Here is a 21359-nt window from a genome sequence, read left to right as displayed (position 1 = left end):
TGCTTCCATGAGAGGGCTAATACCAGCCTTTCATGGGATCGGCAATCTATCCGTCCTGCGGGCTGGTCCCGCCTTCGCCATTTGCCTTCGGCTCTTTAAGGTCGAGGCGCGTTTCGAGCCGACGCATAAGCGCCAGAACCAGCGCTCCGAGAAGACATGCAAGTCCCGCGATGAGCCAGAGTCCCAGCCCGGCTGCCAAACCAGTGGCGGCGGCAAGCCACATCCCGGCACCCGTGGTCAGCCCACGAATCTCGCCACGTTTGAAGATGATGAAACCCGCCGCGAGAAAGGCAACTCCCGCCGTGATGGCCTCGACGAGGCGGATCGGATCGGCCTTTACCTGGTCGTCACTGAAAACGGGCATCGCCACGATTTCGAGTGCAATGATCGCGAACACGGCCGAGGCGAGACAGACAAGCATGTGTGTCCGAAGGCCGGCAGGCCGGTCGGCCATTTCGCGCTCGAAACCCAGAACGCCGCCAAGCACGACCGCAATTGCGAGCCGTGCGACGATGACCTGCCAGGGCAACGTGGTTTGAGGCGTGAATTCCGCGACCAGAGCATCCATGCAAAAGGAATGCGCCTGAAGCGCCAAGGTTCCCAGCAGGCGGTTTCAAGGCTGCGCCTGGCTCCGACGCATGCGCTGTTCCAGCGCACGGAGTGCCAGCGAGAGGCCAACAGTCAGAATGAGATAGATATAGGCAACGATGGAATAGGTCTCGAAAAACCGGAACGAGCCAGAGGCGTAGATCTTGCCCATCTGGGTGATGTCGGCAACGCCGAGCACCGAGACAAGCGAAGAGTCCTTGACCATGGCCACAAAGTCATTGCCAAGAGGCGGCAGGATGGTGCGGATCGCCTGAGGAAGGATGACAAGCCGGAAGCGCTGAAAGCGCGAAAGCCCGAGCGCCTTGGCTGCTTCCACCTGACCTTCGTCGACCGACTGGATGCCGGCGCGGAAGACTTCGGCGATGAAGGCGGAATAGCCGATGGTAAGCGCGATGATCGCTCGCCACAGGAGCGAGATGTCCCGCACCTTGAGTTCCCCCAGAAGGCCAGCTTCCTGCAATGAGGCGGTCACCGCATTCCATCCGGTGACCACGAGAGGCACACCGGCAAACGCGATCCAGAAAAGAAGGACAAGAACCGGCACGCCGCGAATGATCTCGACATAGAATCGCGCGATCTGCCGAAGCGCGAGAGACCCGGAAAGGCTCATCAGCGCGATGCCAAGCCCAAGCGCTGTGGCAAGCGCGAAACCCACCACCGTAACGAAGACGGTGATGCCGATGCCCCTTGAGACGATCGTGAAGACCTGCGTGTAGAGATCGCTTGTGGCGATAAGGAGGGCAACGCCGGCAGCGATGATCCCGGCGGCAACGAGCCACCAGGGAAAATCCCGCTTGGCGACGGGTCTGGAACCGGACACCGCCATCGGCTTCAGTCACGCAGGGATGAGCAACCGGAACACCCGGCAAAGCGCGGATCAGCCACGCCCTATTCACCCATCTTGTATTCGAGGAACCATTTCTTGTTGAGCGCGTCCAGCGTGCCATCCGCCTTCATCGAAGCGATGGCCGCATTGAAAGGCGCGACAAGATCGGACCCCTTGGCGAAGATAAAGCCGAAATCTTCCGAGCCGAGCGGCTCGCCGAGAAGTTTCAGCGCACCATTCGACGCGTCCACATAGCCCTGGCCACCCGTGCTGTCGGTCAAAACCACGTCCACATCGCCCGCACGCAGCGCCTGCACGGAAGCACCGAAAGTCTCGAACAGCTTGATGCGCGGATTGGCTTCGTCGCCGTCGAGCACCTCATAAACGGCGGTGTAGAAGGGCGAGGTGCCGGGCTGCGCGCCCATCAGACCATCCTCATAGGCGGCGAAGCTTTCCGCATCGGTGAAGTTCGTCTCGTCGCTGCGCACGAGCATGAACATCTCCGAACGCATATAGGGATCGGAGAAATCCACCTTTTCCTTGCGGTCGTCGCGGATGGTGATGCCGGTCATGCCCATGTCGTACTGGCCGTCGGCGACAGACTGGATCATCGCATCCCAGCTCGTGTTCTGATAGGTCACCCTGGCGTTGAGCCGCTTCGCGATCTCGTTCACCGCATCATATTCCCAGCCGACCTGCTCACCCGAGGTGGGGTCGATGAACTGGAGCGGCGGGTAGGCGTTTTCCGTTACCACGACCACTTCACGGCCCTGAAGATCGGGCAGGTCTTCTGCAGCAGCGGTGGACAATCCTGAGAACATGAAAGCAGTGGCTGCGAAGGACGCAGCCAGAAAGGACGTACGCAACGTCATGACCAATCTCCCTGTGGCGGACCGATGCTCGGCCGGGTGATTGGTTCTCCTTAAAGCAGAGCGTTTTCGAGTAAAAGAGCCAAGACGGCTTCAAAACCGCGGCAGCGGAGCCATCAAATGCAAAAAGGCGCACCGAAGCGCGCCTTTCGAAGAGTTTCGATGCCGAATCTGACTATTCGGCGTTGTTCTCGGCTGCGGCAGCTTCCTGCGCCTTGGCAGCCTCTTCAGCGGCCTTCTCGGCGGCGAGCGCCTCGGCAGCGGCAACCTTCTCGGCCTCGATGCGGGCCTTCTCTTCGGCAGCGGCCTGACGCACGGCGTCGTTCAGACGGCGTGCGCGCACGCTGGTGTTCTCGGTAATGCGGGCCGACTTACCGCGACGATCGCGCAGGTAGTAGAGCTTCGCGCGGCGAACCTTACCGCGGCGGACCACCTCGACGCCCTCGACGAGCGGAGAGTAGACCGGGAACACGCGCTCGACGCCTTCGCCATAGGAAATCTTGCGAACGGTGAAGTTTTCCTGGAAGCCGGAACCGGAACGGGCAATGCAGACGCCTTCATAGGCCTGCACACGGGTGCGCGTGCCTTCGGTGATGCGCACCAGAACGCGAACCGTGTCGCCGGGCTGGAATTCGGGAAGCTGACGCTGTGCAGCGATCTTCTCGGCCTGCTCGGCCTCGAGCTGACGGATAATGTCCATCTCTGTGTCCTCTTGTTCTTCACGAACCGTCAGAGCGCTCATCCCAAGGGCAGTTCAAGACCGCCTGAAGAGTGCCCTCCACGCGGAGGAACAGGAGCGAATTCACGTGTTCTTTGGTTAGATCCAAACCGGCCTTGGCCGTTTACGTGCGGCGCACATACACGACATTCCAACCGGAATCAACATGAGAGAGCGATTCTGGCGTCCGAAATCAGTCTGAACCGATCCGCCCCATATGCGTGTCCCTGAACCCGCTTTCATGCTTCAGCCCGTAGCCAAGCGCCCTGTCTATGCCGATATGGGCGGCAAGAATGAGGGCAAGCTGCTGCACCAGCGGCACATCCAGCCAGAGACCGATAAGATAGAGCACTACCGGCGCAATCCAGCTATGGACGGTATTATAACACCAGGCGCCGATGCGCGGCCCTGCGAGATAGCCGAGCATGGACAGGTCAGGCGCAAGGATCAGGAGCGCAAACAGCCACCAGTCGCCACCCGAGGCCCCGTAGAGCACCATCACGACAAGCGCCAGAAACGCGTTTTCAACCTGCAGAAACCGTTTCACTCTTCTCTGTCCTTGTAGACCGACCAGAGATCCGGCCGGCGCTCGCGCGTCAGCTTTTCCGCCTCGGCCCGTCGCCATGCGGCAATCTTCGCATGATTGCCCGACAGGAGAATGTCGGGAATGGGCCTTTCTTCGAAAAGCTGGGGGCGGGTGTATTGCGGATGTTCCAGAAGCCCGCCTTCAAAGCTCTCCTCCTCGCCCGAGGCATCGTTGCCCATCACGCCGGGCAGAAGACGGATCACCGCATCGAGAAGCACGAGGGCCGCCGGTTCACCGCCGGAAAGCACATAATCACCTACAGAAACCTCTTCCAGAGCGCGCGCCTCGATCACACGCTGATCGACACCTTCGAAACGCCCGCAAAGGATGACCGCACCTGGCCCGGCTGCCAGCTCACGCACACGCTGCTGATCGAGCGGCCGCCCGCGCGGGCTCATCAAGAGGCGCGGACGCGGGTCATCAACGGGGGCGGCATGGTCGATCGCGCGGGCGAGCACGTCGGCCCGCATGACCATACCCGCGCCCCCACCGGCAGGCGTATCATCGACATTGCGGTGTTTCGTTGTGGCGAAGTCACGGATCTGGACCGTCTCCAGGGACCACTTCCCCGCCTCACGCGCCTTTCCCGCCAGCGAAACATCAAGCGGGCCTGGAAACATTTCCGGATAAAGCGTGAGGATCGTCGCGCGGAAACTCACAGGCTCTCTCCCTCGCCCTCGCGCATAATCTCGGGATCTTCATCCTCTACCAGGCCAGCCGCGACACGGTCGATCTCGACCTCGCCCTTGGAAAGGCGGACATGAGGCACAGCCGCGCGGGTGAATGGAACCATCGCCGAGCCACCTTCAGCCAGCAGAACCTCGAGAATGTCACCGCCCCCGAAATTGTGCATCGCTCGCACCTTCCCGACCTGCTCTCCCGCGTCATCGACAACCGCGAGCCCGATCAGGTCGGCGTGATAGAATTCCTCTTCCTCAAGATCATCCGGCAACGCTTCGCGCTCGACATACAGCGCCGTTCCGTTCAGCGCCTCGGCGGAGGTGCGGTCGCCAATCTCTGCAAAGCGCGCCACGACCACGTTCTTTGCCGGCCTCACATTTAGAACGGTCAGTGTGCGCCCATCCGCCGTGGTCAGCGGACCATAATCTCCGATAGCCAGAGGGTCGGCGGTAAACGCCTTGACGCGCACCTCTCCACGCAAGCCCTGCGGGGCGCCGACTACACCGAGCTGAATGCGGCTATCGCTTGTCTTCTGTTTGCTCATTTGCCTGATTTGCCATGACGCCGTTTGGAAAAACAGGCTTATGCGCCGTTTTACGGCTTTCCGGCAAGCTTTCCAGCGAGACTTTCCATGCGCGTGGCGAGATCGTTGAGCGCGCCGGTCACGGCCGCATCGTTCTTGCCGGACTGGTTGAGCGCTTCGTCACGGGTCTTGCGAAGCGTCGCGACCTCTCCCTCCATGGTGCGCATCCGCTTCTGCAACTCCGAAAGCTCGTCCATCACCATGATCCCGGCCATGACTGACAATCGGTGGTCTCCGATCTCACCGAAGGAATCTTTCAGGTGCGTGATGTATCGGTCGAAGCGCTGCGCCAGATTGACAAGGTGCTCTTCCTGCCCCTCATCGCATGCCATGCGATAGGACTTGCCGTCGATCGTGACTGTAACCTGTGCCATCGCCCGCCCTACCGATCCAGCACGGCACGGATGGTCTCCATGGCCGTGACCAAACGCCGCGAGACTTCGCGGTTTACCTCTTCGAGACGCTTGGCGCGTGCCTCGGATTTGTCGATCTCCTGAGCGAGACGCGCGCGGTCCGCATTCATACGCTGCAGTTCGGCATCGGAATCGGCGACGGCGCGATCCCGCTCCATGCGCGCATCGACTGCATCCTCCAGCGAAGACAACGCCTTGCTCAGGCGCTCGATCGCCTCCTTGAGCGTGCTTTCACCACTCATGGCCGCCACCCCCCGTCGAACATTCCCGGGACAAGCCAGCCACCCATGCGGCCAAGGCATGCGGTCTCCGCAAATGTTTTGACACAGGCAATCTTGCTTACTCTCATCCGCCCAGTGACGCACCCGGACCTGTGCCGGCAGACAAATGCACGACAGCTTTTACGAAGCCTCGGCTGCGAATCGCTGGCCTTACTAACCAGTTACGCCGAAAAGATTAGGCGCCGTGTGAAGGTTCCGTCAACAAAACACGACGGCTAATCCCCCAAAATGCTGTAACAAGGTTGATACAAAATTCCCCTTCCCCAGGGGCAACAAAACGCCCGCAAACCGTCCCTTTGTTGACTTCAAGGCCGCAACTGCTATGTGTCGCCTGCTTTTTCAAAAGGGCCGGCACTGCCTGTGCAGTCTGCCCGACAACTGCCGAAAGCGGACCAGCGAGCAATCATGATCTCACGCGACAAACACGACCGGATGGCCAATGCGATCCGCTTCCTTTCGATGGACGCGGTGGAGAAGGCCAATTCGGGCCACCCCGGCCTGCCGATGGGGGCAGCAGACATTGCCACGGTGCTTTTCACCCGCTTCATGAAGCACGATCCCAAAAACCCGGATTGGGCCGACCGCGACCGGTTTGTCCTGTCCGCCGGCCATGGCTCGATGCTGCTTTATTCGCTGCTGTACCTGTTGGGCTATGAAGATATCACGATCGACGAGATCAAGAACTTCCGCCAACTCGGCTCGCGCACGGCCGGCCATCCGGAATTTGGCCATGCGGCTGGCATCGAGACAACGACCGGACCGCTGGGCCAGGGCCTTGCAAACTCCGTCGGCATGGCGATTGCCGAGCGCATTCTGAATGCGCGCTTCGGCGACGATCTGGTCGACCACTACACCTATGTTCTGGCCGGCGACGGCTGCCTGATGGAAGGCATCAGCCAGGAAGCGCTGACGCTTGCCGGACATCTGAAACTCAACAAGCTGATCGTCCTGTTCGACGACAATCAGATCTCCATCGACGGCTCCACCTCACTGACAGACTCCACCGATCAGTGCGAGCGCTTCGAGGCTTCGGGCTGGAACACGATGCGCATCGACGGCCATGACCCGGATGCGATCGCCGGCGCCATTGAAGCCGCAAAGAAGGCGGACAAACCAACCCTGATTGCCTGCCGCACCACCATCGGCTTCGGCGCGCCGACCAAATCCGGCACTGCAAAGGTGCACGGCTCCCCGCTCGGTGCGGAAGAAATCGCCGGCGCGCGCAAGGCGCTGGGCTGGGATGCCGAGCCTTTCGTCGTTCCTTCGGACATTCTTGACGACTGGCGCCTTGCCGGTCTGCACTCGGCCAAGGAGCGCAAGGCCTGGGAAGATCGCCTTGCGGCTGCCGACGCGGAAACGCGGGGCGAATTCGAGCGCCGCATGCGCGGCGACCTGCCGGAAACCTTCTCGGCCGCCATGCTCGAATACAAGGAAAAGCTCGCAGCCGAACCGCCAAAGGTAGCGAGCCGCAAGGCTTCGGAAATGGCGCTTGAGGCCATCAACGCCGTTCTTCCCGAAACCATCGGCGGCTCTGCGGATCTGACTGGTTCCAACAACACCAAGACCAGCCAGACCGGCCCCATCAGTGCCGAAGACTTCTCCGGCCGCTATGTCCACTATGGCATCCGCGAACACGGCATGGCCGCAGCCATGAACGGCATGACGCTGCATGGCGGCATCATCCCCTACGGCGGCACCTTCCTGACCTTCTCGGATTACGCCCGCCCGGCGATGCGCCTCGCCTCGCTGATGCAGATCCGTTCCATCTTCGTGATGACGCATGACTCCATCGGTCTTGGCGAAGACGGCCCGACCCACCAACCGGTGGAACATCTGGCAGCGCTGCGCGCAATCCCGAACCACCTCGTGTTCCGCCCGGCAGATGCAATCGAGACAGCAGAATGCTGGCAGGTGGCGATAGAGAGCCGTAAGGCACCCTCCACGCTCGCCCTCTCGCGTCAGAATCTTGCGCCGGTGCGCACCAGCCACGAAACCGACAATCTCTGCGCGCGCGGCGCCTATGAACTTGCCGGTTCCGAAGACGAAGCCAAGGTGACGCTCTTCGCCACCGGCTCGGAAGTGGAAGTGGCGATGAATGCCAAGGCCCTTCTCGATGCCGCCGGCCACCCGGCCCGCGTCGTTTCCGTGCCGTGCTTTGAATTGTTCGAACAGCAAAGCGACGATTACCGAAAAGCGGTGATCGGCAACGCCCCCGTAAAGGTGGCAATTGAAGCCGGTATCCGACAGGGCTGGGATGCAATTATCGGGTCCGATGGTATCTTCATCGGTATGACAGGGTTCGGCGCCAGTGCGCCCGCTCCGGAACTCTACAAGCATTTCGGCATCACGGCCGAAGCTGCTGCAAATGCCGCCCAGAAGCGGCTGACAGAGCTTGGTTGAAGCCGCTAGCGGGCTTGTTTTGGTTTGGGGCGGACGAATGGCCGCCCCGCCATCTGGATTCTTGACGCTGACGCCGCTATGAAACGGCGTCTCTTTCCGTGCTTGCGCACGGCCACCCACTCTCCGGAGGAAGTTCATGACCGTCAAAGTTGCCATCAACGGATTTGGCCGCATCGGCCGCAATGTCGTACGCGCGATCTATGAATCGGGCCGCAAGGATATCGACATCGTCGCGATCAACGATCTCGGCCCCGTCGAGACCAACGCCCACCTCCTGCGCTATGACAGCGTGCATGGCCGCTTCCCCTCCGAGGTGAAGGTCGACGGCGACACGATCAACATCGGCTCCGATTCCTTCAAGGTGTTCGCAGAGCGCGACCCGTCCAAGCTGCCCTGGGGTGAGCTGGGTGTCGACATCGTGATGGAATGTACGGGCATCTTCACCGCCAAGGAAAAGGCATCGCTGCATCTCGATGCCGGCGCAAAGCGCGTTCTGGTTTCGGCTCCGGCTTCCGGCGCCGACCTGACGGTTGTTTATGGCGTCAACCACGACAAGCTCTCCAGCGAGCACCGCGTGGTCTCCAATGCCTCCTGCACCACCAACTGCCTGGCGCCGGTGGCCAAGGTCCTGAACGACGCCTTCGGCATCGAAAAGGGCTTCATGACCACGGTTCACGCCTATACGGGCGACCAGCCCACGCTCGACACGATGCACAAGGATCTCTATCGCGCCCGCGCCGCTGCGATGTCCATGATCCCGACCTCGACGGGCGCCGCCAAGGCTGTCGGCCTTGTCCTGCCGGAGCTTAACGGCAAGCTGGACGGCGTTTCCATCCGCGTTCCGACTCCCAATGTTTCGGTCATCGACTTCAAGTTCGTTCCGAAGAAGAAGGTCACTGTAGAAGAGGTCAACCAGGCGCTCGTCGCTGCCGCCGATGGCAGCCTGAAGGGCATCCTCGCCTACACCAATGAACCGCTCGTCTCCATCGACCTAAACCACAACCCTGCCTCCTCCACCTTCGCGCTCGACCAGACCAAGGTGATCGAAGGCGATCTGGTTCGCGTCATGTCCTGGTATGACAATGAATGGGGCTTCTCGAACCGCATGGCCGACACGGCTGTCGCCTTCGGCAAGACCATCTGATACGGTTTTCAAGCCATTCAGAACGCCCGGCCACCGCGCCGGGCGTTTTTCTTTTGGCCCGGCTCTTGCATCTCACTTCCGCCGCACCTTTTATGAAAAAAGAACAGCAACTTGCGGCAGGCGGGATGAAGAGAAGCGAATGGATCAGGGCATTTACGTTATAACGCTGGTGGGCACGACCCTCGTGCTGTTCGCAGCGTTTTCCAGCCTGATCGCCTTCCGTTTCGGCGCCCCGCTGCTTCTCATCTTCCTCGGTATCGGACTGGCTGCAGGAACGGACGGTCTGGGACTCGATTTCGACAATGCAGCCATAGCGTATTTCATCGGCTCGCTGGCGCTGGCAGTGATCCTGTTTGATTCAGGCTTCGGCACGCCCATAGCTGCGTTTCGCCAAGCTGCGGCGCCGGCAATCATTCTCGCAACAATCGGTGTTCTGCTTACGGCAGGCCTGGTGGGTGTCGCAGCCTACTACGTGACCGGCTTCGGCTGGCTTGAATCCCTGCTGCTCGGCGCCACCGTGGCATCCACAGACGCAGCGGCTGTATTTTTCCTGCTTCGAGTGGGGAACATCTCCGTGCGCGAGCGCGTGCGCTCCACTCTGGAAGTCGAATCCGGATCGAACGATCCGATTGCAATCTTTCTCACGCTTTCTCTCGTCGGCCTCATCGCAGGTGGCGAGGCCATCAAGGCGGGAGAACTTGCGGCCGACGTGGCGCTCGGTTTTTTGCAGCAAATGGGCATCGGCCTCATCGCCGGCCTTCTCGGTGGCTGGAGCATCGTGCGACTGGTCGTCCGGCTCCGGCTCGAGCAGGGGCTGCTGCCGATCTTCGTTCTGGCTCTGTCCCTGCTCGTCTTCGCGCTGGCTGGTGCCGTTGGCGGCTCGGGCTTTCTTGCCGTGTATGTGGCCGGGCTGATTGCGGGTAATGCCAAGCTCCGCTCGACCGCCATGCTCAAACGCTTTCAGGACGGCGTGACCTGGCTCGCGCAGATCATCATGTTTCTTGTGCTCGGCCTGTTTGCGACGCCGTCGCAATTTGCCGAGATCGTGCTGCCTGCGCTCTTCATCGGCCTTTTCCTGATTTTCATCGCCCGGCCGATAGCGGTGACCCTGTGCCTGATGCCGTTCCGGTTTTCCCCGGCGGAAAGCGCCTTCATATCATGGGTGGGCCTGCGCGGCGCCGTGTCCATCCTGCTTGCGATCACGCCATTGATCGACGAATTGCCAAATGGCAGACCCCTGTTCAACATCGTCTTTATCATCGTGCTGGTTTCGCTGATCGTGCAAGGCTGGACGGTGGGACCGCTGGCGCGCCGGCTGGGGCTGACACTGCCACCGCGGATGGGCCCGCTGAACAAGGTAGAGCTCGAACTGCCAGGCTCGGCCCGCCACGAGCTTCTTGCCTATCGCGTTGTGGCGGGAAGCCCCGTGGAACGTGGCCAACGGATTCCACGCTGGGCGAAACCTTCCCTCGTGGTGCGCGACGGGCGCTCCATGACCTATCAATATGCCGGGCGGCTGGCCGCCGGCGATCACGTTTATATCTTCGTGCCTGATCGCTATCCCCGTCTCCTCGACCGGCTGTTTGCCAGCCCCGTGGAGATGGATCCCGAGGACGCCGAGTTTTTTGGCGCTTTTGCCGTCGACCCAGAGCGGCCAGCATCCGATATTGAGGCGGCTTATGCGACCGGTCTGAGCGAAGAAGACCAGAAGAAAACCATTGCCGAGCTGATACGCGAACGGCTGGGCGGCCGCGCCGAATATGGCGACCGGACGACACTGGGCGAGATCGAACTGATCGTGCGCGATGTGGACGAAAACGGGCGGATCAGCTCGGTGGGACTTTCCGTCGAACCTCAGACGCCGGAAACCCGATTGCCGCTCCTGCTCAGCCCCCGCGACCTCGTGCGGCGCATTTTCCAGAAACCATAGCCAGAAACCATAGTCGATGTCGGCTTAGAATCCCCATCCTCCATCTTGCACCAACCGCAAGGCGTTGTATGGTCCCCGACGAATTCACATCATCCTTCAACCTGCGGTTCCGGGCGTACGGTTTCTCCACCCCGAGCAACCCCTTACAGGAGACTTCAACGCGCCATGCCCGATTTCAAGACCCTCGACGATCTCAACGATATCGCAGGCAAGCGTGTACTCGTGCGGGTTGACCTGAACGTGCCCGTAAAAGAGGGCAAGGTGAGCGACACAACCCGCATTGAGCGCATTGCGCCGACCCTTCAGGAGCTGTCCGGCAAGGGCGCGAAGGTGATCCTGATGGCGCATTTCGGCCGGCCAAAGGGCAAGCCTGATCCGGCAGCCTCACTGGAGCCCATCGCCTATGCGGTGGAAAGCGTGCTCGACCATCGGGTCCATTTCGCCAGGGACTGCATCGGCAATGCTGCTGAAGACGCCATCAACGAGATGGCAGGAGGAGACATTCTGCTTCTCGAAAACACGCGCTTCCATGAAGGCGAAGAGAAGAACGATCCGGATTTTGCAAAGGCGCTGGCCGAAAACGGCGACATCTATGTGAACGATGCATTTTCCGCTGCACACCGTGCCCACGCCTCCACTGAGGGCATCGCACATCTCCTTCCTGCCTACGCAGGCCGCACGATGCAGGCAGAACTGGAAGCCCTGGAAAAGGGGTTGGGCGATCCCGCAAGGCCGGTGCTGGCGATTGTCGGCGGAGCGAAGGTTTCCACCAAGATCGATCTCCTCATGAACCTTGTGAAGAAGGTCGACGCACTGGTGATCGGGGGCGGCATGGCCAACACGTTCCTCTCCGCGCGCGGCACGGAAGTGGGCAAATCTTTGTGCGAACACGATCTGGCGCAAACGGCAAAGCAGATCATGATCGAAGCGGCAGAATCGGGCTGCGCGCTTGTCCTCCCCGTGGATGGCGTGGTCGCGCGCGAGTTCAAGGCGGGTGCGGACAACGAAACGGTTGCGATCGAAAGCGTTCCGTCAGACGCCATGATTCTCGATGTGGGCCCCAAGAGCATCGAGAAGGTGAACGAATGGCTCGACCGCGCCGACACGGTGGTGTGGAACGGCCCGCTGGGCGCCTTCGAGATCGAACCATTCGATGCGGCAACCGTTGCTGCGGCAAAACACGCGGCACACCGCACCTCGGAAGGGTTGCTCGTTTCGGTGGCCGGAGGCGGCGACACAGTGGCGGCGCTGAACCATGCCGGCGTGGCCGAAGAATTCTCCTACGTGTCCACTGCAGGCGGCGCGTTTCTGGAATGGATGGAAGGCAAGAAATTGCCCGGTGTGGAGGCACTTTCGAAGTCCCGTTAAGCAAAATGTGAATAGTCTGTCATTTCAATCGATTAGGGGTCTTGAGGGCGCATTCCGTTTGTCATCGGCATCTGCTATCGCCCGGTCATGAACAGACAGGAGACCTGAAATGAGCGAACGGCTTGAGGATATTGCATCCGCCATGGTGACCCCCGGTCAGGGGATTCTGGCGGCGGATGAAAGCTCCGGCACCATCAAGAAGCGCTTTGACACGATCGGCCTGGAATCGACGGAAGAGAACCGCCGCGACTACCGCGAGATGATGTTCCGCGCCGAGGCGGCGATGAAGGACTGCATCTCCGGCGTTATCCTCTACGATGAAACGATCCGCCAGAAGGCCGCCGACGGCACACCGCTGGTGGATGTCATCAAGGCCTCCGGCGCCGTTCCGGGAATCAAGGTCGATGGCGGCGCGAAGCCGCTGGCCGGTTTCGACGGCGAGACCATCACTGAAGGTCTCGACGGCCTGCGCGAACGTCTTGCGGAATATTACGGTCTTGGCGCGCGCTTTGCCAAATGGCGCGGTGTGATCTCGATTTCGAAAGATCTGCCAAGCTGGGGGGCCGTGAAGCAGAACGCACAGGCCCTTGCCCGCTATGCGGCACTTTGCCAGGAAGCAGGCATTGTGCCGATCGTGGAGCCCGAAGTTCTGATGGACGGCAAGCCGGGCGATCACTCCATCGACCGCTGCTACGAGGTCACCGAGTGGGTTCTGAAAACCGTCTTTGCCGAGCTCTACGATGCGCGTGTTTCGCTTGAGGGCATGGTCTTGAAGCCGAACATGGTGATCGACGGCAAGAACGCCCGCAAGGCAAGCCGCGAGGAAGTGGCGGAGAAGACCGTGCGCTGCCTGAAATCGACCGTGCCGGCCGCGGTGCCCGGCATCGCCTTCCTGTCCGGTGGCCAGTCGGACGAGGAAGCAACCGCGCATCTCTCGCTCATGAATGCCGGCTTCGACATGCCGTGGGCGCTAACCTTCTCTTACGGTCGCGCGCTGCAGGCTGCCGCGCTCAAGACCTGGGCCGGCAAGAAGGAAAACGTGGCAGCAGCGCAGAAAGCCTTCGCGCACCGCGCGAAGATGAACAGTCTCGCCGCCACCGGCCAGTGGAAGCAGGACCTCGAGGCTGCCTGATCAGTCAGGCACATAGAGAACGCATATCGCGGCCCGTCAACGAAACTTGGCGGGCCATTTTCTTTGCAGCGAGCGAGAAGCTCTACTCTCCTCCACGCAGAAGGATGGTGAGCGAGACCGCAGCCAGCGCGATCAGGGCCAGCTTCCAGAAATCGGCGCGACGCCTCAGGCCTGGAAGGCCAAGCGGCTTGATGATGTGCACCACCATCATCGCCAGAATGAGAAGAAGCAGGATCTTGGTCATGAAGGCCCGATTCGCGAAGTCAGACCCTGTTGTGCCTATCCAGCGGGCGGCTGTCAAAAGCACGCCTTCGCCGCAAGTCTGATTTACGCGCAGCCTCCCGATCCGCTAACCTCTTTGGAAAGAGGCTCAAACCGCAGGGAGGAGGCGGGATGACGTCGCGCTATCACGAGGTCTATTCGGGCTGGCAGCAGGATCCCGAAGGATTCTGGGCGAAAGCCGCTGCCGAGATTGACTGGTTCAGTCCCTGGGAAAAGGTGTTCGACGCAAAGGCGGGTGTCTATGGACGCTGGTTTCCCGGCGCGACCTGCAACACGTGTTTCAATGCGGTGGACCGGCATGTAGAGGGCGGGCGCAAGGATCAGCCCGCCCTCGTCCACGACAGCCCCATCAGCGGCCGGAAGAAAAGCTTCACCTATGGCGAGCTGAAAGACGAGGTATCGGCGCTGGCAGCCGTCTTGAAGGATTTCGGTGTCGGCAAGGGCGATCGCGTGGTCATCTACATGCCCATGGTGCCGGAGGCGGTGTTCGCCATGCTGGCCTGCGCGCGCATCGGCGCGGTGCATTCGGTGGTGTTCGGCGGATTCGCCGCCCGCGAACTGGCCGCACGCATCGACGACGCGGCGCCAAAGGCAATCATATCGGCCTCCTGTGGGCTGGAGCCCGGCCGCGTGGTGGCCTACAAGCCGCTGCTCGACGAGGCGATCCGCCTCTGTGCCGCGAAGCCGGAGGCCTGCCTGATCCTGCAGCGGGAGGAACAGCGCTGCGACCTGACGGAAGGCCGCGACCATGATTACGCGGCGCTTGTGGACGCAGCGCGCTCGGCAGGCCGCGCGGTGGACTGCGAACCGGTGCTCGCAACCGACCCGCTCTATATCCTCTACACGTCGGGCACGACGGGACGGCCAAAGGGCGTGGTGCGCGACAATGGCGGCCATATGGTGCGGCTGAAATGGTCGATGTTCAACGAGTTCGGCATAGAACCCGGCGAGACATTCTGGGCGGCCTCTGATGTGGGCTGGGTGGTGGGCCATTCCTACATCGTCTATGCGCCGTTACTTCACGGCTGCACCACGGTGCTTTTCGAAGGAAAGCCGGTCGGTACGCCCGACGCCGGGGTGTTCTGGCGGGTGATCGCGGAGCACAATGTGGCCGCTCTCTTCACCGCGCCGACCGCGTTTCGCGCGATCCGCACGGCCGACCCTGACGCGGAATTGCTGGCCCCACACGACCTCACCGGCTTTCGCACGCTGTTCCTGGCGGGCGAGAGAGCCGATCCCGACACGGTGAAATGGGCGGAGAGGACATTGGGCGTTCCCGTGATCGACCATTGGTGGCAAACGGAAACCGGGGCGCCGATCAGCCAGGACCCCGTCGGACTTGGGATGCTCCCGGTTAAATATGGCTCGCCCGGCGTGCCAATGCCGGGATACGATGTTCAGGTTCTGGACGATGCAGGCGATCCAGTGCCGGCGGGTACGCTGGGCAATGTGGTGGTGAAACTCCCCCTGCCGCCAGGCGCGCTACCGACATTATGGAACGACGACAAACGCTTCCGCGACGCCTATCTCTCCGAGTTCCCCGGCTACTACAAGACGGCAGATGCCGGCATGCTGGACGAGGATGGCTATCTCTTCATCATGGCGCGCACGGACGACATCATCAATGTGGCGGGCCATCGGCTTTCCACCGGCGGCATGGAGGAGGTGGTAGCGGAGCATCCGGCTGTCGCCGAGTGTGCGGTGATCGGCATTGCCGATCCGCTCAAGGGACAGGTGCCCTGCGGCTTCGTGGTGCTGCACGGAAAGGCACAGACCGATATGGGCTCCGTGGAGCAGGAACTGATCGCCATGGTGCGCGAGCGGATCGGACCTGTCGCAGCCTTCAAGAAAGTGGTGTCAGTGAAGCGGCTGCCCAAGACGCGGTCGGGCAAGATCCTGCGCGCCACCATGCAGAAGATCGCCGATCACCGGGAATGGACAATGCCTGCCACCATCGATGACCCTTCCATACTGGACGAAATCAGCGAAGCGCTGGGCAAGTCGGATTCCTGATTGAGCGTTGTCGGGCACTTGACCTTCGCCCCCCCTCGTCGCAGGGTCCAGCCGTGTTCGGCACGGGGATTCACTATGGCACTGGACGGCAAGACGGCAATCGTAACAGGCGGCGCGGGCGGCATAGGCTATGCTATCGCAGAGCGTTTTCTCCGCCATGGCGTCAAGGTCATGATCGCCGATCTGGACAGTGAGAAGGGCAAACAGGCTCTTTCCGATCTCGAAAAGCTGGGCGATGCGCGTTTCGTGAAAGCAGATGTGAGCAAGAGGCTCGACGTCCACAACCTGTTGGCTGAAACGATCGATGCCTTTGGCGACGTGGACATTCTCGTCAACAATGCCGGCATCGTACACGCGGCGGATTTCCTGGATTTGAAGGAAGAGGATTTCAACCGGGTTCTCGACACCAATCTCAAAGGCACGTTCCTCACCGGGCAAGCGGTCGCTCGCTATATGGTGGAAAAGGTCGAAGGCGGCGGTGCAGCGGGCACGATCATCAACATGTCGTCAGTCAACGCCATTCTCGCCATTCCGGAGCAGATCGCCTACACGGTATCCAAAGGCGGCGTCAGTCAGCTTACCCGCGTCATGGCACTAGCACTGGCGCCCTATGGCATCCGCGTTAACGCCATAGGACCGGGCTCGATCGGAACTGACATGCTGGCCAGCGTGAACAGCGATCAGGCCGCACGCAACCGTATGCTGTCGCGCACCCCGCTCGGGCGTGTTGGCGAACCGGGCGAAATCGCATCGATAGCAACCTTTCTGGCCGACGATGACTCCAGCTATGTGACCGGCCAGACCATCTATGCCGACGGCGGCCGGCTGCCGTTGAACTATACGGTCGAGGTCAAGCCGGAAATCTCCTGACAAAACGCTGTCACCACTGCAGAGCGATAATACTCCGGCCAGAATCAGGAGATTTTCGCCATGCCAGACTTCCCCGGAAGCTTCATTCGTGCTGTCCGCCGCTGGGCCGATCAAACCCGTGATCGCCGGCGGCGTCGGTTGACCAGACGGATGCTGAACGACCTGCCCATAACAGTGCAACGCGACATCGACTGGGATCCGACCAGTCGATACCGGCGATAAGCCCTCCAATGATCTCAGGCAGCAGCTTTGCAGCCCTCCTGACGGAATGTTGTCAGGAGGGCTGTGTCATTGTGGCCTTGAGACAATGGAGGGTTGTGAAACATGTCCGATACGTTGCCCCTGAACGCAGTGGTCTGGGCGGAGATACCTGTTGCCGATCTCGATCGGGCGCGGTCTTTTTATGCCGCCGTTGTCCAGAACGAGCTGGTTCTGCGCGAGGATGGTCCCAATCCTTTTGCGATTTTTGACACAAGCGACCCGCAGGATTCCGTAGCCGGACACATTTACCCTGGCAAGCCAGCCCCGGAAGGAACCGGCCCCACGATCCATCTGGCCGTCCCTCCACCACTGGAAGACGCGATGGAGCGTGTCACAACAAATGGTGGCAGACTGGTATCACCCATAATCACTATCCCTGCCGGCCGTTTCGTGTATTGTCTCGACCCCGACGGAAACAGCTTCGGAATTTTTGCGTGAGGAGAATAACGCATGCGCCGTGCTGACCGACTTTTCCAAATCGTCCAGCATTTGCGGGGCGGGCGCCTGGTTACGGCGCGTCTTTTGAGCGAACGCCTCGAGGTTTCCGAGCGAACGATCTATCGCGATATTGCCGATCTTCAATCCACCGGCGTGCCAATCGACGGCGAGGCTGGCGTCGGCTATCTGATGCGGGAGGGGTTCGAACTTCCACCGCTCATGTTCACGCGTGACGAGATCGTGGCGCTGGTGGCTGGCGCGCGCATGGTCCGCGCCTTTGGCGGCGCCGCCATGGCCCGTGCGGCGGAAGAGGCGCTGGTGAAGATAGGAACCGTCCTGCCGGAGCCGGAGCGCGACCGCATTGCACGCACCGAAATTCACACACCCCGCTGGGTCGTCAGCGATATCGAGCGCGAGGCCATCGACACGCTGGAACGCTCCGTTGAAACGCGGGACGTGCTTTCCATCGATTACCGCGACGAAGCCGGGCGCACCTCCAGGCGCGACGTTCGTCCGCTCGGCCTTTGGTTCTGGGGGAAGGTGTGGACACTGGTAGCGTGGTGTGAATTACGCGGAGATTTCCGCACATTCCGCATCGACCGGATCGCCACCATGACCCTCGCCGGGCGAACATTCCGCCCTGAGCGCGGCAAGCAGCTTGCAGATTTCTACAGGCGGATGGAGATGCACGAAGCCATGATGGGCAGGGCTTGTGCGAGCTGAGACGTCGCTCCCCTGACCGGGCAGGGGAGCGTCTCTATCGTCGGTTCAGGACCGCTCGTCCTCGTCTTCTTCGTCTGCATCGCTCGACTTCAGCGACGACAATTTGGCGAAGACGGCATCTGCGTCCAGTTCCTGCTCATCGGAAGACGTGTCGGAGGCGGCCTGCTCACCGAGCGGCAGATCTTCGGTCTCCGAAGCCGGGAGCAGGGTTTCACCGGTGCTCTCCTGCGGCGGGAGGTATTTTGCCGCGCGCTGCACTTCCAGATCCAGATCGATCTGCGAGCAAAGCCCAAGCGTTACCGGATCCATGGGAACAAGGTTCGCAGAGTTCCAGTGAGTACGCTCGCGGATAGCCTCAATGGTGGATTTCGTGGTGCCCACGAGACGCGAAATTTGCGCATCCTTGAGTTCAGGATGATTGCGCACCAGCCACAGAATGGCGTTCGGGCGATCCTGACGCTTGGAGAGCGGCGTGTAACGCGGCCCCTTCCGCTTGGCCTCCGGCACCCGAACCTTCGGCTCCGAAAGGCGCAGTTTGTGGTTCGGATTTTCCTCCCCGAGAGCGATCTCCTCGCGGGTGAGCTGTCCGGTCATCACCGGGTCCATACCCTTAATGCCCTGCGCAGCGTCACCATCCGCGATGGCACCCACTTCGAGAGGATGCAGTTTGCAGAATTCGGCGATCTGATCAAAGGTCAGCGCCGTATTGTCGACCAGCCAAACGGCGGTGGCCTTGGGCATGAGAAGCGTGTTGGCCATGTTTCAAGAATCCTCTTCCTTCGCCCGCGTCCCTGGCGCGGGCGGTGGTCATAACCACCGATGTTGGGAAATATCGTCCGCGTTATAAACTGAAACACCCGGCAGACGCAACAAAATGCGCGTTCCCTCAATTGGGGAGTGTCACCGAACCGTCATTGTTGTGTCATCGGGCTGAAATCAACCCTCTCGATTGTGCCGCTCCTATGGGTCTTGAGGGAGTTTTCAGACATGGGACGCCAAGCAATTGTTCTGGGCCTGCTGGCAAGCACAGCAGCCGTTTTTCCTGCGTATGCGGACATGGCATTCAACCGTATCGCAACGTTTCCGGTGGCAGAGAACCTGCCGGCAGAGACAGACGTGGCCACCGAGACCTCATCGGAGATCATCGCGCGCAGCGCTGACGGAAAGATGTTGATCTACTCTGACAGTCCGCTGGGTGGCGTGGGTTTCGTGGATATCAGCGACGCCAAGGCCCCGAAGGCAGGCGGCATGCTCAAGCTGGAGGGTGAGCCGACCTCAGTGGGTGTGGCAGGCCAGAAAGCCATCGCGGCTGTGAACACCTCTGAGAGCTTCACCAGCCCTTCGGGCAATCTCGTCGTGATCGACCTGACAACGAAAACCGCTCAGAAATCCTGCGACCTGGGTGGCCAGCCGGATTCCGTGGCCATCAGCAATGACGGCCGCTTCCTTGCCGTCGCCATCGAGAACGAGCGGGATGAAGACCTGAACGACGGTGCGATCCCGCAAATGCCCGCCGGGGACCTGAAGGTCTTCAATCTCAGCGACGGCACGCCGGACTGTGGCAGCATGAAATCCGTGGCCCTGACCGGCCTCGCCGAGATCGCACCGCAGGACCCTGAGCCCGAGTTCGTGGATTTCAACGACGCAGGCGACATCGTTGTGACACTCCAGGAGAACAACCACATCATCGTGGTTTCGGCTGAAAGCGGCGACGTGACGAGCCACTTCTCCGCTGGCCAGATCAGCCTGAAGAACATCGACACGCTGGACAATGGCTCAATCGATTTCAATCAGGCAGCGGAGGCTGTGAAGCGCGAACCGGACGCTGTGAAATGGCTGGACGATGATCGCTTCGTCACTGCCAACGAAGGCGATTATCAAGGCGGATCGCGCAGCTTCACCATTTTCAGCAAATCAGGCGAGGTCCTGTTCGACAGCGGAAACGATCTCGAATTGCGCGCCGCCGCTGTCGGCCACTATCCCGACAAGCGCTCCGACGCCAAGGGCACGGAGCCGGAAGGACTGGAGGTCGCGACATTTGGCGATCAGCGATATATTTTCGTGGCGCTGGAGCGTGCTTCACTTGTGGCAGTCTACCGCGACACCGGCTCCGAACCGGAATTCGTCCAGGTCCTGCCCTCCGGCATCGGCCCCGAAGGCCTCGTCGCCATACCCGAACGTAACCTGCTCGTTACGGCAAATGAGGCCGATCTTGTTGAGGACGGCGGCGCCCGCTCTCACGTGATGGTCTACGAACTGACCGAAGGAAAGCCTGTCTATCCGACCATCGAATCGGCGCGTGACGACAATGGCATCCCGTTTGGCTGGGGCGCTCTGTCCGGTCTCGTGGCAGATGGTGAAAAGCCGGGTACGCTCTACGCCGTGTCCGATTCCTTCTACAGCACCCAGCCGGCCATCTTCACAATCGATGCGTCTGAGATGCCGGCCCGCATCGCCGCCAAGACCATCGTCACGCGCGACGGTATGGCCGCCCAGAAGCTCGACCTGGAGGGCATTGCCAACGACGGCAAGGGCGGCTTCTGGCTCGCTTCGGAAGGCCGCACCGACCGTCTGACGCCGCATGCGCTTTTCCGTGTCGATGCAGCCGGCGAGATCCAGGAGGAGATTGCACTTCCTGCCGAGCTTCTGGCAGTCGAAAAGCGCTTCGGGATGGAAGGGGTGACGGTGGTCGGTGAAGGCGACGACCAGATGCTGGTCATCGCCATGCAACGCGAATGGGGCGACGATCCTGCGGGACAGGTGAAGCTGGTAAGCTACAAGCCTGCTTCCGGCGAATGGGCTGCCGTGCGGTATCCGCTTGACGCAGCCGAGAAGGGATGGGTCGGCCTCTCCGAGATCACCGCTCACGATGGAAAACTCTACATCGTCGAGCGTGACAACCAGATCGGCACTTCTGCGAAGATCAAGAAGCTCTACAGCGTCTCCCTTGATGGATTTCAGCCGGCAGCGCTCGACGGAGACTTGCCCCTGGTCGAAAAAACGCTGGTGCGTGACCTCGTGCCCGCCATGAAAGCCGCCACCAATGGCTATGTCGTGGATAAAATCGAGGGTTTCGCTATCGACGTTGAAGGCACAGCCTATTTCGTGACCGACAATGATGGTGTGGACGATTCCTCCGGCGAGACGATCTTCGTCAATCTCGGCAAACTCGACGCCACCAACTGACACCGCCTCCTCCCAAGGCGGGGAAGCTCCGGCGCCAGCGCCGGAG

22 protein-coding genes are annotated in these 21359 nt (G+C 61.0%); 11 read left to right on the top strand and 11 right to left on the bottom strand.

All coding sequences use genetic code 11. From position 1 onward, the window contains the following. Nucleotides 1-46: 46 nt before the first annotated feature. The 9 genes from AC2CHD_RS16430 to AC2CHD_RS16390 all read right to left on the bottom strand — a co-directional run bounded on the left by AC2CHD_RS16430 (nucleotide 47) and on the right by AC2CHD_RS16390 (nucleotide 5527). A complete protein-coding gene (locus AC2CHD_RS16430; protein ID WP_229449621.1) occupies nucleotides 47-568 on the bottom strand; it encodes an MgtC/SapB family protein in 522 nt (173 codons plus the stop codon). 45 nt (nucleotides 569-613) lie between these two features. Beyond that, nucleotides 614-1429, bottom strand: a complete 816-nt coding sequence (locus AC2CHD_RS16425; protein ID WP_484554533.1) for an amino acid ABC transporter permease — start codon at nucleotides 1427-1429, stop codon at nucleotides 614-616. A gap of 68 nt (nucleotides 1430-1497) precedes the next feature. Beyond that, a complete protein-coding gene (locus AC2CHD_RS16420; protein ID WP_484554532.1) occupies nucleotides 1498-2307 on the bottom strand; it encodes a transporter substrate-binding domain-containing protein in 810 nt (269 codons plus the stop codon). A gap of 172 nt (nucleotides 2308-2479) precedes the next feature. Further along, nucleotides 2480-3004: a 50S ribosomal protein L19 gene (gene rplS, locus AC2CHD_RS16415; protein WP_065817109.1), complete on the bottom strand. Its 525-nt coding sequence runs from the start codon at nucleotides 3002-3004 to the stop codon at nucleotides 2480-2482. Nucleotides 3005-3215: 211 nt separating this feature from the next. Continuing rightward, nucleotides 3216-3569 carry a DUF4260 domain-containing protein gene (locus tag AC2CHD_RS16410; RefSeq protein WP_484554531.1) on the bottom strand — a complete coding sequence of 118 codons (354 nt, stop codon included), beginning with the start codon at nucleotides 3567-3569 and terminating at the stop codon, nucleotides 3216-3218. Next, complete coding sequence (gene trmD / locus AC2CHD_RS16405; protein ID WP_484554530.1) at nucleotides 3566-4267, bottom strand: tRNA (guanosine(37)-N1)-methyltransferase TrmD; 702 nt, start codon at nucleotides 4265-4267, stop codon at nucleotides 3566-3568. Before trmD ends, AC2CHD_RS16410 begins: the two co-directional genes overlap by 4 nt. Then, nucleotides 4264-4833, bottom strand: a complete 570-nt coding sequence (gene rimM, locus AC2CHD_RS16400; RefSeq protein WP_484554529.1) for a ribosome maturation factor RimM — start codon at nucleotides 4831-4833, stop codon at nucleotides 4264-4266. The genes trmD and rimM overlap by 4 nt, the downstream gene beginning before the upstream one ends. Nucleotides 4834-4883: 50 nt before the next feature. Further along, a complete protein-coding gene (locus tag AC2CHD_RS16395) occupies nucleotides 4884-5246 on the bottom strand; it encodes a cell division protein ZapA (protein WP_484554528.1) in 363 nt (120 codons plus the stop codon). Between the two features lie 8 nt (nucleotides 5247-5254). After that, nucleotides 5255-5527 (bottom strand): DUF4164 domain-containing protein, encoded by a 273-nt coding sequence (locus AC2CHD_RS16390; RefSeq protein ID WP_229449615.1) that lies wholly within the window; start codon nucleotides 5525-5527, stop codon nucleotides 5255-5257. A gap of 444 nt (nucleotides 5528-5971) precedes the next feature. Here AC2CHD_RS16390 and tkt point away from each other — a divergent pair, with 444 nt between their 5' ends. From tkt to AC2CHD_RS16365, 5 genes are all read left to right on the top strand, one after another. Beyond that, nucleotides 5972-7966 carry a transketolase gene (gene tkt / locus AC2CHD_RS16385; protein ID WP_484554527.1) on the top strand — a complete coding sequence of 665 codons (1995 nt, stop codon included), beginning with the start codon at nucleotides 5972-5974 and terminating at the stop codon, nucleotides 7964-7966. A 136-nt stretch (nucleotides 7967-8102) separates the two neighbouring features. Then, on the top strand, nucleotides 8103-9110 hold the full coding sequence (gene gap, locus AC2CHD_RS16380; protein WP_484554526.1) for a type I glyceraldehyde-3-phosphate dehydrogenase: 1008 nt from the start codon (nucleotides 8103-8105) through the stop codon (nucleotides 9108-9110). 139 nt (nucleotides 9111-9249) lie between these two features. Then, nucleotides 9250-11040, top strand: a complete 1791-nt coding sequence (locus AC2CHD_RS16375) for a potassium/proton antiporter (protein ID WP_229449612.1) — start codon at nucleotides 9250-9252, stop codon at nucleotides 11038-11040. Nucleotides 11041-11205: 165 nt separating this feature from the next. Further along, nucleotides 11206-12408 carry a phosphoglycerate kinase gene (locus AC2CHD_RS16370; protein ID WP_484554525.1) on the top strand — a complete coding sequence of 401 codons (1203 nt, stop codon included), beginning with the start codon at nucleotides 11206-11208 and terminating at the stop codon, nucleotides 12406-12408. A 109-nt stretch (nucleotides 12409-12517) separates the two neighbouring features. Then, the gene (locus AC2CHD_RS16365; RefSeq protein ID WP_484554524.1) at nucleotides 12518-13540 is read left to right on the top strand and encodes a class I fructose-bisphosphate aldolase; all 1023 of its coding nucleotides are present in this window, start codon (nucleotides 12518-12520) and stop codon (nucleotides 13538-13540) included. 82 nt (nucleotides 13541-13622) lie between these two features. Here AC2CHD_RS16365 and AC2CHD_RS16360 read toward each other — a convergent pair whose 3' ends face one another. Beyond that, nucleotides 13623-13784, bottom strand: coding sequence for a hypothetical protein (locus AC2CHD_RS16360; protein ID WP_223021996.1), 162 nt, complete (start codon nucleotides 13782-13784; stop codon nucleotides 13623-13625). A gap of 149 nt (nucleotides 13785-13933) precedes the next feature. Between AC2CHD_RS16360 and AC2CHD_RS16355 the strand changes: the two genes are divergently transcribed. From AC2CHD_RS16355 to AC2CHD_RS16335, 5 genes are all read left to right on the top strand, one after another. After that, nucleotides 13934-15835 carry a propionyl-CoA synthetase gene (locus AC2CHD_RS16355; protein ID WP_484554523.1) on the top strand — a complete coding sequence of 634 codons (1902 nt, stop codon included), beginning with the start codon at nucleotides 13934-13936 and terminating at the stop codon, nucleotides 15833-15835. 75 nt (nucleotides 15836-15910) lie between these two features. Continuing rightward, nucleotides 15911-16705, top strand: a complete 795-nt coding sequence (locus AC2CHD_RS16350; RefSeq protein ID WP_229449608.1) for an SDR family NAD(P)-dependent oxidoreductase — start codon at nucleotides 15911-15913, stop codon at nucleotides 16703-16705. 60 nt (nucleotides 16706-16765) lie between these two features. Continuing rightward, nucleotides 16766-16927, top strand: a complete 162-nt coding sequence (locus tag AC2CHD_RS16345) for a hypothetical protein (RefSeq protein WP_229449607.1) — start codon at nucleotides 16766-16768, stop codon at nucleotides 16925-16927. Between the two features lie 102 nt (nucleotides 16928-17029). Next, a complete protein-coding gene (locus tag AC2CHD_RS16340; RefSeq protein WP_484554522.1) occupies nucleotides 17030-17404 on the top strand; it encodes a VOC family protein in 375 nt (124 codons plus the stop codon). A gap of 12 nt (nucleotides 17405-17416) precedes the next feature. Beyond that, complete coding sequence (locus AC2CHD_RS16335; protein ID WP_229449605.1) at nucleotides 17417-18127, top strand: helix-turn-helix transcriptional regulator; 711 nt, start codon at nucleotides 17417-17419, stop codon at nucleotides 18125-18127. Nucleotides 18128-18172: 45 nt separating this feature from the next. Here the strand turns inward: AC2CHD_RS16335 and AC2CHD_RS16330 are convergent, their stop codons facing one another. Beyond that, entirely contained in the window at nucleotides 18173-18886 is a 714-nt protein-coding gene (locus tag AC2CHD_RS16330; protein WP_484554521.1) for a DUF1013 domain-containing protein, read from the bottom strand. A 228-nt stretch (nucleotides 18887-19114) separates the two neighbouring features. On the opposite strand from AC2CHD_RS16330, the gene AC2CHD_RS16325 reads away from it, so the two are divergent. Beyond that, nucleotides 19115-21313, top strand: a complete 2199-nt coding sequence (locus AC2CHD_RS16325) for an esterase-like activity of phytase family protein (protein ID WP_484554520.1) — start codon at nucleotides 19115-19117, stop codon at nucleotides 21311-21313. Nucleotides 21314-21359 lie beyond the last annotated feature (46 nt).

This window comes from Nitratireductor sp. ATLC21 (assembly GCF_057196525.1).
The sequence above is the reverse complement of the archived record's forward strand: the minus strand, read 5'-3'. Positions and strand labels throughout refer to the sequence as shown.